The following is a 13561-nucleotide window of genomic DNA, read 5'->3' on the forward strand; positions in this document are numbered from 1 at the left end:
GCGATGAGACTGGTGGCCGGATCCCATTACGTGGTTACTCGGCTCTCGTCGGTACCCGATGGACGATCGGAACGCGGGTATGCCATCAAGTCCCGGAACGAGCAGCCCGGTCAGTCGAGCGGGGGCACTATTCGGAAGGCCACGGCACCGCGCATCTGCTCGGTCGCCGCCGGATCGCCCCCGATGTCGAGCGTCGCGGTCGTTCCGTCGGCGTACCGGACCTCGACGAGCTCGACCTCAGTCCAGTCGATCGCGAGTGACATGGCGAGGTCGCGTGCGATGTCCTGGTACTGGCACTGCAGGTCCGGGTCGTCCGTCTCGGCGCTCGCTTGCGTCAGGAGCTGGTAGCCCCGCTGCACGCCCCGCCGGTACTCGGGGGAGGACATCGGGTAGAGGTCGGCTAAGTGCAGGGCCTCGGCGGCAGCGTCGAACGCCGGCGGGCGCGTGCCGTGCGGGCGGAACGGGGCGTGGGCGTCCAGGCGCGGCAGCGGCACCAGCTCTCCGTCGAGCCAGCCGTAGCCAGCGGCGAGCCGCCTCGCGAAGGTCGAACCGAAGGCCTCCAGGCACGCGAAGTCCGTGCGCCCCGACGCCAGCACGTCGGCCCGCGCCGCCACCTCGATGGCGTCGACGACGGGAAGGTCCGCTCCGTCGTGAGCCGCGAGGAAGTCACCGACCGTCGTGCGCGCACCGCCGACGACTATCTCGGTGGTCAGTCGCAGGGCGCCGCTCCATTCGTAAGTCACGCCTTCGTGGGTCGCGGCGTGCCGAGTCATCGGCGCTCCGGCCCGGGGTGCTGGCGGAATCCCAACGGCCGGCCCCTTCGAAGGCCCGGACCAGTCCCCGCCCCGAATCCAGCTGTCGGTCACTCGCTCGCCGGCATCATCGCTCCAGTCGATCCACCGCCCCCGCGACCGCGCGTAGCCCTGCACCCCGTCGGGACCGATATAGACGCAGACCGCTCCGTCATCGTCGACCCAGTAGTACCGTTCGCCAAGTTCTGTCATGCCGTCCTTCCCTGGTCAGCGCCGCGCGCCGTCCTGCCCACGAACCCCATGATCTCGCGAGGGTCTGACATCGCGTCGGCGTCGGCAGCGAGCTGACGAGCCGGTGGTCCTTCCACACGCCCACGGCGCACTCGGGGCGCGTCCGAACCGGCCGGGCTTGTGCTCAGCGGCCGAGCTGAAGGCCGGAGTCGCCTTACGGAGGGACGCCGAATTCGCAGCGGTGTCGTTCGCGACAACTGTGAGCGGCCCTGTTCGCTGGCGCCGCGGTCAATCCAGGAGGGTTGGGGCACCCTCTGGTGCTCAGGTGCGCCGCGCACACCTGAGCGCCAAAGCGGCGTCCGATTCGTCGACCGCCTCCGCGATTGGGACAGCCCGATCGGGCTCTCGTCAGCGCTGCTCGTGAGACGACGGATCGATCTCGCCGCCCTGCTTCCGCCCTGCGTACCGAGACTTGTGGGCGTGGTCGGCGTTGAGTCGCTTCCCGGTGTACTGGGCGCCCCGGCCGTCGAGCATGTCGCGGGTGTTGCCGAGCCAGGTCAGCTCGTCCGCCTCGCGGCTCGACAGGGACTCGGGCGGCGCCGCGGAGAGTGCACCCATCGCGTCGTCGAGATAGGCCCGCGCGCCAGCCACGTCACCACGGTGAAGGGCTCCCTCAGCGTCCTTCTTGGCGCGCTGCGTAGCCAGGAACAGCTTCTCGCGCTCGACGACCGGGGCGGGCACGCGTCCCTTGGCAACATCCCCAGGAACGACGTTCACCGAGATCGGGATGGTGACCGTGTGCTCCTCGAGCGTCGGGATCTCCACCCACGTCAGCGTCACGGTGGCGACCTGCGCGAGGCCGAGCGCCGCCATAGCTGGAACTGCGAAGGTCAGGACGATTCGGCGGGTCTCGGAGGCGTAGAAGTCGCCGAGCTCGACCAGGACGCCGTCCTCGACCGCGGTCGAGGGCAGGTCGTTGAGCACGGTGACGGACCGGACGTCGGCGGTGGGCGCGACGTGCAGGCTCGCCGCCTGGGCGGTCTTGGACAGCAGGCCGTCGATCTCGGCTGCGACGGCGGCGGCCGCGGAGTCGGCGTGCTCGGCGAAGGCGTGGTTGCCCGATCCGCCGCGGGCGACGGCGGCGAGCAGGGTCTGGTCGTAGCCCAGGCCGATGCCGATGGTCGAGGTGGTGATGGCCTGCTGGGCCGCCTTGCGGGCGACCCCGCCGAGCGCGTCAGGGTCGGTCACGCCGGCGTTGGCGTGGCCGTCGGAGAGCAGCACGATCGTGGCGCCCGTCTCCGTGCAGACGCGGCGCGCTTCCTGCAGGCCGCGCAGGTATCCGGACGACAGGTCGGTGGAGCCGCCGGTGTCGACGGCGGCGATGCGGTGGCGGATCTCGTCGCGCCCGGCGGCGCTGACGGTCCCCGCCGGCAGAACGACCTGCGCCTGGTCGTCGAACGCGACCAGGCCGAACCGGTCGGTGTCGGCGAGCCGGTCGACCAGGCGCAGGAGCGCGCCCTGGGCGTGCTCGAGGCGGCCGCCGCCCATGGAGCCGGAGCGGTCGAGGACGACGACGACGGTGTGGTCGGCGCGCGCGGCGTCGGTCGTGGGGGTCGGCGCGACGAGCTCGAGCAGGACTGTGACGGTGTCGTCGGCCTCGAGGGCGACGACATCCACATCGAGATGGGCGGACAGATGCATGGGTGCTCCTGAGGAGTGCGATGTGACGGGGGATGACCTGCGTGGCGCGGGGCGTGCGGGGCGGGTCCCGTCACCCGGGGACCACGTCCGACGCGAGCGCGGCCGGCGCACGGTCGATCAGCCAGTCGACGAAGTCAGGGTTGAACAGCGCGTACACCGAGCGGTGCTCGCGGACCAGGCGGATCGCGTCTTGCGCAGTGCGGCCGGAGAGCATCAGGACGAGGACCGTGACCAGCCCGGAGCGGTTGAGGCCGGCCTGGCACCGAATCAGGACGCGGTCGCCCGACGACCAGCGCTCGTGTGCCCATCGGGCCGCGGCGACGACCCGGGTCATGTCGGCCAGGTCCGGGTGGGCGTCGGGGAAGCCGTACCGCAGCTCCTCGACTCCCCAGCTGCACGGCAGAGCCCAAGCGAACAGCGTGACTACGGCGTCGAAACCGCTCGTGTCGGCGCGGCTGCGCAGCTCCGTCGCCGTGTCGATCCAGGCGTCGTCGGCGGTGCCGCCCTGGTAGAGACCCGGGGCGATCATCGTCACGAGCTCGGTCGGCAGCAGGCTCTTGTCCACCCAAGACGGGGCGTACAGCGCGGTGTCGGTCATGTCGTTCTCCTCTCGTAGGCGACCGTTCGGTCGCTCACAATGAGTTCGACGTGGCCGGAGGCCGAACCATGAACACCGTTGCGAAAGTGCTGTGATGGTCGGGCCGATAACAGTTCTACCGGCTACCACTGACACGACCAGGGGAGGGGAGTCTGCCGCCATGACCAGCCCCGACGACGCAATGCTGCGCGAGGCCGCGACGATCGCCGCCGGGGTCGCTCGGCGCTACCTGATGACCGATCGGCGCGGGGAGGCAGTCACGCCGGACGACGTCGCGCAGGACGTGATGATCGCCTTCTTGCGCCAGGACGTCGACTCCCTGGAGAACTGGCGAGCCTGGGTGAACCGCGCGGCACGCAACCGGTCGATCGACGTCGTCCGGGCGGGCTGGGACGCGAGGGGGCTGGCCGACGACGGGACGTCCGCGCCACCGGTGGGGATGCGCGACGTCGGCCCCAGTGCCGTCGGCATCTGGGACTCGGTCGAGCGGAAGCTCGTGGCGACGCTCTCCGTCCGCGATCGGGAGTTGCTGCTCGCCCATGTCGACGGGGCCTCGCACGCGGACCTCGCGCGCGACTTCGGGCTCGCGGACGCCGCGTCGGTCGCGACGACACTCACCCGGGTCCGACGCAAGGTGCGAGACGCGTTCCCTCACCGGGCGGACGTCCTCGAGCTTCTCGGGCCTCCACCGCGGGTCTACGACGTCGACAACCGTGGGCGCCGCGCCTAACACGATCGCAGCGCCGGAGATCGTGTCGGTGGTCGGCCCTACCGTCGCCTCAGTGATCCGCGACGGACGGAGCAGGCCGCAGTGACGCAGTGCGCGCACATCGACATCGCCTACGAGAAGGCTGAGCGAATCTTCCGGCCGTACCGATGGAGCATTCACAGGTTTCGCTGCAAGGTCTGTGACGTCGAGGCGGTCGTCGTGGATCGAGAGCGGATTCCGGCCCGGACCCGTCGACAGGCGCCCGAGAGCTGAGACGCCTACGTGCGACTCGACAGCAGCTCGTCGACCGCAGCGCGAAGAAACGGCTGGGGGTCGAACCCGGGCACGGTCGCCTCGATGTCAGCCCACGCGCGCCCAAGGGGCACGCCGCGGTGGGCGGCGCCGTACAGCGCCGCAACCGCCGCCGTTCGGGAACGCGCCTCGGCGCAGTGCACGAAGACCGTCCGGCCCGACGCGCGCAGGTCCGCGATCGTGCGCGCAGCACCGCCGACCGTTCCCTGGACATCGAGGTTCTTGCCGGGCTGGTCGATCAGCCACACCTGAACGCTGAGCATCTCGTCGGGGACCTGCTCGGCTCCGACGCGGCACAGCGACACGACGGCATCGACGTCGGGAGCGTCGGTCCGCAACCGGTCGAGGGCGGCAATCGAACCGATCCACACACCGTCGTCGTGCGGGTGGCGTTCAAGGACATCGCTGTGCGGGAAGACCGGCTCACGCGGCGACAGCGGCCAGCCATGACTGTCGACCGCTCCGCCGCGAGCGGCCAGCACGGCGAGCCGCGTCAGATCGTCGGCACGCAGGCCGGGCCACCCGTGCAGCACCAGATGCCACGGCAGGGGCACGCTGGTCCCGCCGTGGACCGCACCGGCGAGTGAGCCGGCGATCGCGGCGACGGTGTCCGTGTCCCCTCCGGCGCGGATCGCCAGCTGTAGCGCACCGGTGACGGACGAGTTGCCGGCGACAGCCGAGAGCGCGGCCTGGAACGCCTTGACGACCCAGCCGTTCTTGGCGGCGAAGTCGTGGGGCCGGACGTCACGTGCGAGCGCCTCGTCGATCAGGGCCGCCCACCGTGCCCGTCGTGCCGCGGGGATGAATTGAACCTGTCCGCGGACGTCGAGCTCGCCGGTCAGGATCGCGTGCCGAATGGCGAGGCACCAGATCGCGCACGCATCGGCGTTGTCGTCGTCCCAGTGCGTCAGCTGCGCGACCCGGGCCGCGGCCTCGACAAGGGCCGGCTCCTGTCCGTCGCCCAGGAAGCCGAGCGCGACCGGTCCGGTGCGCATCAGCGAGCCGTTCCCGGAGGTGCGACCAGTGCGCTCGTGCTCCGAGCGCGCCGCGGTGCGCGCGGCATCTTCCGAGATCACGCCCTGCAGATCGTGCAGGACGCGTGACGTCTGCACGCCGACGTCGCGGGACGTCCTCGACCAGTTGAGCCACTCGTCGACGACCCGGCCGAGCACAGCGGCGTCCTCCAGCGACTCACCCCGGGCCAGCGCCTGCAGCAGCGGGATCGCCATCGACGTGTCGTCCGTCCACTCACCAACGGCGTGCCCGAAGACGCCGACACCGAACTCCACCGGCCGCTGGTCGTCCAGCGCAGGGCCGAACTCGTACTGGGACCCGAGCGCGTCGCCGGCCGCGGAAGCCAGGACAGCGCCGACAGCACGATCGAGCTGCCCGGTCGAAAGGTTCATAGGTGTCTCCTCAGATCGGTGGTCAGGTGTCGTTGCGCAGGTCAGCGGATCGGTCGAGGTCTCACGACAGGTGCCAGACCGCGATCGAGTGTCCGGCCGCCCTTATGCGTCCGGAGAGCCCGTGGATCGCGGCTCGCCCAGCAGGTCGAGCGCATGCCCGTACTTCACCGCCAGCCGCTCCCGCGACTCGACGCTGAGCTGCCTGGTCCGGTCGGGGTCAGTGTTGTGGCGGATGTCGGAGATCTTCACCGCCTTTGCCGCGGGGTGCGCTGCGATGCGGTGGTAGTAGTCGTCGCCGTCGCCCGCTCGACGGGTCAGGAGCGCCACGACCTCGATCACCTCCGCGTGGACTCCCGCACGCGCGAGCAGGCCGGCGTCGATGGCGCTGTCTTCGATCACGTCGTGGAGCCACGCAGCGCAGCACTCCAACGTCTGCTCCATCGGATCGAACCGCGCTGCGACAGCCGCGGGGTGACCGATGTACGCGACGCCGAGCTTGTCGACCTGGCCGTGGTGCGCGATCACGGCGATCGCTTGCGCCCGGGCGACCTGGTCGACCCGTCCCTCGGTCGACAGCTCGGCGATCGGACCGTCGCTCCAGCGGGTGAGGTTGATCTCGGTCACGCGCGCTCCTTCAGGTAGGCGACCACATCGGGCCACGTCGGGTAAGCGTCAGAGCCGAAGTGGAGGACCTCACCCTCGAATCGATCAGCACCGCGCTTGTACGGACGGTCGTCCACCAGGAAGTCCCCACGGTTCAGGTCCTTGTGGTGGGACAAAATCACCCGTTTGTACAAGGGGCTGTCCTGCCCGGCCCCGAACTGGTCCCGGATCCACGCCACCTTGTCGTGCCATGCCGACGGGTTGTCCCACGGCGCCGTCGACAGCACGTACACGTCGAACAGCACCGCCAGCTGGTGAACCGCCTCGATCGCGCCCGGCATCGGGTCCATCAGCGCGAAGATCCCCGGGATGTCGTCCTTGTCGGTGAACGCCTCGTACACACCCGGGTCGAGTCGGGGAAAGGCGCTCCCGAAGTCGACGAGCGTGCCGTCCATGTCGAGGTAGACGATCTTCTTCACGCGAGGGCTCCTGCCGTCGGGGCGGAGAGTGCGGACGCCGACGCACCCGAACCAGGCTGGACGGCCGCGACGAGCTGCTCGCCGTTCGGACCCTCCAGGCCGACGTAGCCGAACTCCCAGAAGCCGTTCACCTGGGCGTCGCCCGTGCAGACGTACACGGCGTACAGGCTGAACTGGGCAGGCTGGCTCAGCGGGACCCTCGATACCGCGCCGGTCAGCTTCTTGCCGGACATGAGCGCCGGCAGGTCGCCCGTCTTGAGACCGTCCCGGGGGCCGCCGACGTATACGCAGTACAGGGTCGGGTCCTGGTTCTTGGCTGAGTCGTGGTGGGTCATGCGTCCCTACCTCCATCTGGTCTGTACGGCTCCTGTCTTTTGCGCAAGAGTCGCCTTTATCGTCCTGAGCCCAGTATGGACCCTGCCACCGACATTGACGCAAGTTCCGTCTAAAGTGGCGTCATGTCGATCCGACCGGGCCCCTACCGCGACAGTCAGGGCCTGACCCTCGAGGACTACCCGCGGCCGTCGCTCGCGGTGGACACGGCGGTGATCACCGTCGCTAACGACGGGCGACTCTGCGTCCTCCTGACTCGGACGATCGACCCACGCGGCGATGCCGATGCGTGGCGCCTGCCGGGAACGTTCGTCCACCCCGGCGAGACGCTCGCTCTGGCCGTGCTGCGCTCGCTCGAGTTCAAGGTCGGCGTGGTCGGGCTGAACCCGCGGCAGCTGCGCGTCTTCGACGCACCTGACCGGGACGACCGTGGCTGGGTGGTCTCCGTCGCCCACCTCGACGCCGTGCGGGCAGACCGGATCCCCCTGCGAGACCAGGCCGCGCTCGTCCCCGTCGACGAGCTCCCGCCACTCAAGTACGACCACGACGAGATCATCCGATCAGCCGTGGCAGCGCTGAGGTTCGACTACCGACGATGGCCGGACCCCGCCCGCTTGCTCCCGGACGGCCCCTTCACTGTCCGCGATCTGCGGTTGATGCACGAGCAGGTCCTGGGGGAGCGGCTCGTCGCCGACACGTTCCGCAGGACGATGCTCCCGCACCTACGGGCGGTGGGGGAGTTCCGGCGCGGCGCCCGAGGCAAGCCTGCCGAGCTGTTCCTGCGCGCGAAGTCCTGAGTCCGGGCGGCCGAGCGAGGCCGGACTGCCGAGTCATGACCTCCCGGCAGGTCTGCCGAGAGGTCAGCACTGGGACTGCCGAGTCATGACCTCCCCGTAGGTGTGCCGAGAGGTCAGCACCGCTCACCGCTCGTGCCACCGGATTCGGTCGGATGTTCAATTCATACATCTCCGGCGCAATCCGCTTCGAGTGGTTGGCCACCTGGGCCACGAGCCGCATCGGCTCGTCGAGCTGCGGCGTCGAGAGCCCGGCCACTGCCTCATAGGCGTGTCGGTCCCACCGGCCGAGCATGCGCAGGACCGGAGCAGCGCCCGAATCGACGAGAGTCGACCGACGCGGTCAAGGGCAAACCCGCAGGTGGCAGCGCCGGCCCAACGGTCTCCGATGGCTCGTAACGCTTTCCGATCCCCGTCCCGGCGCGCTTCGCTCTGCGCTAGGGCGCTCGCTTCGGTGACAACGCTGACATTCGCGACAGCGCCGTCAGGGCGGCGTTCAACAGCCCCTTCGCTCCGTTCGTCCTGGTCTCGACGAGCGTCGGCCGAGAGGGCATCGACTTCCGCTGGTGGTGCCACGCGGTCGTCCATTGGAATCTTCCCTTCCCCGGAGCTCGGTCGACTTCGAGCAGCGCGAGGGCCGCGCGAACCGCTTCGCCGGACACGCAATCCGTCGAAACGTCGCCGCAGCGCACTGGCGCGACGTGCAAGCCTCGGTCGACCCCGACCAATGGGTCGGTGCCATCGGCCCCGTTCGACCTGAAGGGAGTAGTTTCAAGTCTCAAGTCTGGAAGCAAGCGACCGATTGTAGACAGGTGGGGGTTTGATGACGGAGTCAGCGTTCGAGCCATTGAGGCTCGTGTACGGGACGGTGCAAGAGGGCGACATATTCGGTGTGGTGCTAGATGCCGAATTGGCCGCGAAGTACGGTGCGATCGTGAACGCGACCACCCTGGGCGAATATGTTGCGGCGGGAGAATGGAATGGCGATTGGGAGGGCTACGTCGAAGACTGCGTCTCGGGCGACAATCCGGTGCCGTCCCGTGACGACCCGTTCGACGCTGGGGAGTGGCGTGAGGGCTATGGGGGGCAGTTCCCCGAGGAAGTGGGGTGGGAACGGGGATCCAAGGTCGTTGAGCGACTGGTCAGCGAGGACCCCAATGGGCTGAACAAAATCAGCAGCGGCGGCGCGTCCCCCAGCGGCAACATTAGTAGCATCGACGGGCCACTTGACCAACTCGCACTCATCGCGGAACGCATCGACCCCAAAGTCGACGGGGTCATCCTTGAGCGTGACGACGCCCTCGTCAGGTTCGCGTTACCGGATGCTTTCTACGTATAGCCGATTGGGTGCCCAACCGCTGGGTTGGGTGTCTACGGGGCCAGCCGAGTCCCCGAAAATGCGCTCCTGCATATGTGTGATTGGTGCCGGGCGTCGGTCCCAACGGCGCCCACTCGTCGTGCGCTGGCGTCGAACAAGGGGATCGAGCCGAGGTGCTTTGTGCGGCTGGCGGAGGCTGCCTCGCCTTTTCGTTGGGCGCGCTCGGTGGCGTAGGACGCCCGCGGCCCGAACGGCAGGATCATCGGCGCCGGTAAGGAGTTCGCGGCTTCGATTGGGGTCCGCCGGTGCAGAGCCAACTCGCGAGGGTCGACGATTCACACCTGGTCCAGATGTGTCACGTCGTGCCGGACACCGAGATCGCCTGCGAGCCCGACGTAGACGCCCGTGCGTACGGCGTTAGCTCGTCCCGGTCCGGCCGGGAGGTTTCGCGGCTGGCTAGTGTGCGTATGGGTCGTACCCCTCCTCCTCCTGGAAGGTCATCCCGGTCTTGCCCCAGCCGGCTTTGTCGGTCGGGTCTGTCGCCCATGTAGGCATGGCGGCCCACGCTTCGGCTTCGGTGTCGAACGGGCCGGCGTAATACGCATCGATGTCGAGCGGGTTGGGCCATCTGGCCCACCAGTTGCCGGTCACGTTGCCTCCTCGAAGTGAAGCGCCCCAGGTTCTCGGCCGCTCCATTTGCTCTGCAGCGCTTTCGGCCCGCAGCACCGGAATGACCCCCGATGGTGCGTCAGGGCTGTTCAGGTCGGTCTCCACCTCGTCGGGGTTCTCCGGCCACGGCTGGGACAAGAACAGGTCGATGTCGGCTGCGTACTTCTCCGCCAGTGCGGCTTTCTGCGGGTTAGTTGCTTCCAGTGCCCGGTGTGCTTTCACGAGCAGCTCTCGGGCGTCGCCGCCGAGTCTCATGTACTCCGGGGACAGGAAGGGGTGGGTGTCGGACTCCGCCAATGTCGCCAGAGCCAGATCCCACAGTGCGTCGCCAGACGGTCGCGGGGATGGTGCATCCGCGGACGGAGTGTCTTCCGGCGGTGGCGTGGCCGGCACAGCCGGCTCGAGCAACCCGTTCAACTCGGTAGCTGCGGTCCGCGGTTCGCCGGTCACGGGCGGGACGCCGTCTTGCGGGTGGGGCTCGGGCTGCTGAGGTTGACGTTTCCTCCGATGATCATGTCCATCAGGTACCAGCCGTCGGTCAGCGGCTCCCATGCTCCGTTGACAAGGAGGTACTGGTCCTTCGGTGGATCGGTGCCCATGTAGTAGTAGCTCTCGTCTCCGGCCTCATGCTCGTACACGTAGTACCCGTGTGCTCTGCCGTAAGCGGTCATCGGTGGACCCTTCGCCTGTGCATCTCGTGCACATCTTTGCTGCTTCGGTGTGGACTTGCCCAGTGCTGTACCGGGAGCCTGACCCGGTTTCCCGGCCAGTTGCGGTGTGGTGATCATGCCGCCGCGGTCGCGGCGGTGTGTAGGTCCTCGAACTCGTTCGGGGACCGGTAGCCGAGGCCGGAGTGGCGTCGGAGCGGGTTGTAGAAGCCTTCGATCCATTCGAAGATCGCCGAGGCGAGCTCCTCGCGGTTGGCCCAGGAGCGCCGGTCCAGGAGCTCGCGCTGCATGGTGGACTAGAGCGACTGTGATGCCGACGTCGCGGACGGCCAGGCGATACGAACTCCAAGGGCTGGACTATGCCGACGTAACGCCCAAGTGCGACTCGGTTGGCGAGCTGGTGTTCTCCAGACGTCGGGGAACAGTCGCTCGACGGGCTTGCACCCCCTGCGCCCTGCGCGGCGCGCCAGCAGGCCCGCGGCTGCCACCGGCGTCGGGCGAGCGCTGGGCGGGTCTCTCCTGGCGTTCGTGAGCGGTGTCCGGCAGAGTCGGCCGCGGCAGCAGAGCGTGCATCCGCACCGTTCGCAGGCCCGACGCCGGAGGAGGAGCGCGATGACCGTGATGGACCGCTTCAGCCTGGAGGGCCGGACGGCGGTGGTGACAGGCTCCACTCGCGGCCTGGGGAGGGCGTTCGCCCGGGCGCTGGCCGAGGCGGGCGCGAACGTCGCGATCGTCGGGCGCGACGGTGCCGCGGCAGCCGAGGTGGAGCGGGAGCTGGCGGCCGTCGGCGGCCGCTCCGTCACCGTCCTCGGCGACGTCACGGTCCGGACGGACGTGGAGCGGGTGCTCGACCGCACCGTCGAGGCCTTCGGGCGGGTCGACGTGCTCATCAACAACGCTGGGACGTGCATCCACAAGCCCGCCCTCGACGTCTCCGACGAGGAGTGGCGCGAGGTGATGAGCGTCAACCTCGACGGGCTGTGGATCGCTAGCCAGGTCTTCGGGCGCCACATGATCGAGTCCGGCGGCGGTTCGATCGTCAACGTGGGCTCGATGTCGGCGTCGATCGTCAACCGGCCCCAATGGCAGCCCGCCTACAACGCGTCGAAGGCGGCGGTGCACCACCTCACGCGCAGCCTGGCAGCCGAGTGGGCGCCGGCGAACGTGCGCGTCAACGCGATCGCCCCGGGCTACATGCACACCGACATGGCGCCGGTGGACCAGCCGCAGTTCCGGCGGTACTGGATCGAGGACGCGCCTCAGCAGCGCGCCGGCGAGCCGGACGAGCTCGGGCCGGCCATCGTCTTCCTGGCGAGCGACGCGTCGAGCTTCATGACAGGCTCTGTGCTCACCATCGACGGCGGATACAGCGTGTTCTGAAGGTCGTGACGGCCAAGACCACCCCCAGCCGTCGGGTTCGCGGCAACGAAGAGCCGCGGACTGTATGGTCAATTTCGTTCAGAGTGTATTGACGCGGGCTACACTTTGAGCATGGTTCAGGTGGATAGGCGGGAGGACGKCCGACACGACAAGACCCGCCTCGCTGTGCGCCCGATGCGGACTGTCAGACCGGCCGATCTCGAGCAGCACTACGTCAATCCACGGGCCGTCCTGCGCGACCGTGCCGCGAAGGGTGAGGTCCACAAGATTGCCTACGGCACGTACGTCGCTGTGCCAGACGATGCGCACGACCAAACGAGGTGGCGGCCAGGGCTGGAGGCTGCGGCTGCCGCGGTGGCCACGGCAATCTTCGGCGACCGCGTCGCGGTTCTGATGGGAATGACCGCTGCCCGACTTCTCGGGGCCGCACCCCGTGCGCGTGGCCATGCCACGGTTGCCGCGCCACGGCGCCACCGCGATGTGCCGCTTACCGACCGGCGCGACGCGGTCATCCATTTTGTCCGCCGTGACATGGACGCCGTCGACACCCAGCCTGTCGCGACGGAGCTCGGGGTCGCGCTGATCACGACGCCGGAGCAGACCCTCGTCGATCTCGCGCGCGACCGCACGCTCAACAAGGCCGACCAGCACGCAGCGATGCTGGCGCTCGCGCGGAACGTCGACTGGGACCGGGTCGCGGCGCTGGCAGCGAAGCAGCGGGGACGAACCGTGGCGGAGCCGGTGCTCGCGCGCGTTCGGCGTGAGGTCCAGCAATGACCGAGTCGGCGATCTACGACGTCGCCGACCGTTTCGGCGTCGACTTGGAACAGGTACGGCGTGACCACGTGATCTCGCACGTTCTTGGGTCGATATCGCGACGAGCCCAGGACCGCTTCATCTTCTACGGCGGCACCGCTCTGTCGCGTACATGGCTGCCCGATGCTCGACTGAGCGAAGATGTCGACCTGATGGTGATCGGCCGCCGCCGCGAGCGTGCCGACGCTCTGGTCCGCCGCCGTCGACGCGGACGTTGCCAAGCCGTTCCTGGGCGTGCAGTGGTCGAAGGACCCGCGAGACGCACGCGATGCCGAGGCCGTCATGCTCACGACCGGAACCGGCGCCGTCATCAAGTTCCAGCTCGTCGACACGAACGGCCGTCCGGGCCCGAACCGACGAGATGCGCTCTACTCGCTCGCGAGCAAACCCGCAGGTAGCGGCCCCAGCGCTACCGTTTCAGACGGCTCTCAACGCTTTCGATTCCCGCCCCCTCCATAATCCCTGCGCCTCTGACCTGCACAGACCGTGATCTTCACGGCCGACACTCCGTGTGGGCCGAGGATCATCAGTCGTTCGTCTCCGTTGAGGATGCGATCCTCGGCCCAGGCGCCGTCGTGAAGGCGAAGCTCCCCCACGCTGTCGATCTCGAGCAAGGATTCCTCCCGACTGAAGTCGATCATCGCCTGGCGTCCCAGGGCGATGTATTCGTGGTCTCCGGTGTGCAGGACGATTCCGAACGGACGCGAGTCTGCGGGGGAGGGTGCGTGGGCGGTCGGCAGAGTCTCGTCGGGAAGCGGGGCTGGCTCGGGCAGTCGGACACCCGCATCGAGC

Annotated in this window: 17 protein-coding genes; 6 read left to right on the forward strand and 11 right to left on the reverse strand. The window is 68.8% G+C overall.

The window, feature by feature from the left end; all coding sequences use genetic code 11:
- Positions 1–110: 110 nt before the first annotated feature.
- The 3 genes from AC1DYZ_RS05565 to AC1DYZ_RS05575 form a co-directional block, all read right to left on the reverse strand.
- Positions 111–743: a hypothetical protein gene (locus AC1DYZ_RS05565; protein WP_477064205.1), complete on the reverse strand. Its 633-nt coding sequence runs from the start codon at positions 741–743 to the stop codon at positions 111–113.
- 648 nt (positions 744–1391) lie between these two features.
- Positions 1392–2684 carry a vWA domain-containing protein gene (locus tag AC1DYZ_RS05570; RefSeq protein WP_477064206.1) on the reverse strand — a complete coding sequence of 431 codons (1293 nt, stop codon included), beginning with the start codon at positions 2682–2684 and terminating at the stop codon, positions 1392–1394.
- 70 nt (positions 2685–2754) lie between these two features.
- Positions 2755–3282 carry a protein-tyrosine phosphatase family protein gene (locus AC1DYZ_RS05575; RefSeq protein ID WP_477064207.1) on the reverse strand — a complete coding sequence of 176 codons (528 nt, stop codon included), beginning with the start codon at positions 3280–3282 and terminating at the stop codon, positions 2755–2757.
- 160 nt (positions 3283–3442) lie between these two features.
- Between AC1DYZ_RS05575 and AC1DYZ_RS05580 the strand changes: the two genes are divergently transcribed.
- The gene (locus AC1DYZ_RS05580) at positions 3443–4012 is read left to right on the forward strand and encodes an RNA polymerase sigma factor (RefSeq protein ID WP_477064208.1); all 570 of its coding nucleotides are present in this window, start codon (positions 3443–3445) and stop codon (positions 4010–4012) included.
- A 257-nt stretch (positions 4013–4269) separates the two neighbouring features.
- Here the strand turns inward: AC1DYZ_RS05580 and AC1DYZ_RS05585 are convergent, their stop codons facing one another.
- From AC1DYZ_RS05585 to AC1DYZ_RS05600, 4 genes are all read right to left on the reverse strand, one after another.
- Positions 4270–5709, reverse strand: a complete 1440-nt coding sequence (locus AC1DYZ_RS05585) for an ADP-ribosylglycohydrolase family protein (protein ID WP_477064209.1) — start codon at positions 5707–5709, stop codon at positions 4270–4272.
- Positions 5710–5811: 102 nt separating this feature from the next.
- Positions 5812–6333, reverse strand: a complete 522-nt coding sequence (locus AC1DYZ_RS05590; RefSeq protein ID WP_477064210.1) for an HD domain-containing protein — start codon at positions 6331–6333, stop codon at positions 5812–5814.
- Positions 6330–6791: a 5' nucleotidase, NT5C type gene (locus AC1DYZ_RS05595; protein WP_477064211.1), complete on the reverse strand. Its 462-nt coding sequence runs from the start codon at positions 6789–6791 to the stop codon at positions 6330–6332. The genes AC1DYZ_RS05590 and AC1DYZ_RS05595 overlap by 4 nt, the downstream gene beginning before the upstream one ends.
- A complete protein-coding gene (locus tag AC1DYZ_RS05600; RefSeq protein ID WP_477064212.1) occupies positions 6788–7126 on the reverse strand; it encodes a hypothetical protein in 339 nt (112 codons plus the stop codon). The genes AC1DYZ_RS05595 and AC1DYZ_RS05600 overlap by 4 nt, the downstream gene beginning before the upstream one ends.
- 123 nt (positions 7127–7249) lie before the next feature.
- Between AC1DYZ_RS05600 and AC1DYZ_RS05605 the strand changes: the two genes are divergently transcribed.
- Entirely contained in the window at positions 7250–7921 is a 672-nt protein-coding gene (locus AC1DYZ_RS05605) for an NUDIX hydrolase (RefSeq protein ID WP_477064213.1), read from the forward strand.
- Positions 7922–8741: 820 nt separating this feature from the next.
- A complete protein-coding gene (locus tag AC1DYZ_RS05610; protein ID WP_477064214.1) occupies positions 8742–9257 on the forward strand; it encodes a hypothetical protein in 516 nt (171 codons plus the stop codon).
- 435 nt (positions 9258–9692) lie between these two features.
- Here the strand turns inward: AC1DYZ_RS05610 and AC1DYZ_RS05615 are convergent, their stop codons facing one another.
- From AC1DYZ_RS05615 to AC1DYZ_RS05625, 3 genes are read right to left on the reverse strand one after another with little or no spacing between them, the layout of a single operon-like run.
- Complete coding sequence (locus tag AC1DYZ_RS05615) at positions 9693–10355, reverse strand: hypothetical protein (protein ID WP_477064215.1); 663 nt, start codon at positions 10353–10355, stop codon at positions 9693–9695.
- Positions 10352–10693, reverse strand: coding sequence for a hypothetical protein (locus tag AC1DYZ_RS05620; protein ID WP_477064216.1), 342 nt, complete (start codon positions 10691–10693; stop codon positions 10352–10354). The genes AC1DYZ_RS05615 and AC1DYZ_RS05620 overlap by 4 nt, the downstream gene beginning before the upstream one ends.
- Positions 10690–10863 (reverse strand): IS3 family transposase, encoded by a 174-nt coding sequence (locus AC1DYZ_RS05625; protein WP_477064217.1) that lies wholly within the window; start codon positions 10861–10863, stop codon positions 10690–10692. Before AC1DYZ_RS05625 ends, AC1DYZ_RS05620 begins: the two co-directional genes overlap by 4 nt.
- Positions 10864–11185: 322 nt before the next feature.
- On the opposite strand from AC1DYZ_RS05625, the gene AC1DYZ_RS05630 reads away from it, so the two are divergent.
- The 3 genes from AC1DYZ_RS05630 (at position 11186) to AC1DYZ_RS05640 (ending at position 13167) form a co-directional block, all read left to right on the forward strand.
- On the forward strand, positions 11186–11953 hold the full coding sequence (locus AC1DYZ_RS05630) for an SDR family NAD(P)-dependent oxidoreductase (RefSeq protein ID WP_477064218.1): 768 nt from the start codon (positions 11186–11188) through the stop codon (positions 11951–11953).
- Between the two features lie 111 nt (positions 11954–12064).
- Positions 12065–12730, forward strand: coding sequence for a type IV toxin-antitoxin system AbiEi family antitoxin (locus AC1DYZ_RS05635; RefSeq protein WP_477064219.1), 666 nt, complete (start codon positions 12065–12067; stop codon positions 12728–12730).
- On the forward strand, positions 12727–13167 hold the full coding sequence (locus AC1DYZ_RS05640; protein ID WP_477064220.1) for a nucleotidyl transferase AbiEii/AbiGii toxin family protein: 441 nt from the start codon (positions 12727–12729) through the stop codon (positions 13165–13167). The genes AC1DYZ_RS05635 and AC1DYZ_RS05640 overlap by 4 nt, the downstream gene beginning before the upstream one ends.
- Positions 13168–13197: 30 nt before the next feature.
- Here AC1DYZ_RS05640 and AC1DYZ_RS05645 read toward each other — a convergent pair.
- Positions 13198–13561 (reverse strand): DUF5597 domain-containing protein (locus AC1DYZ_RS05645; protein WP_477064221.1); only part of this gene is annotated, 364 nt, incomplete at its 5' end.

It is taken from the genome of Cellulomonas sp. P1_C4 (assembly GCF_056406355.1).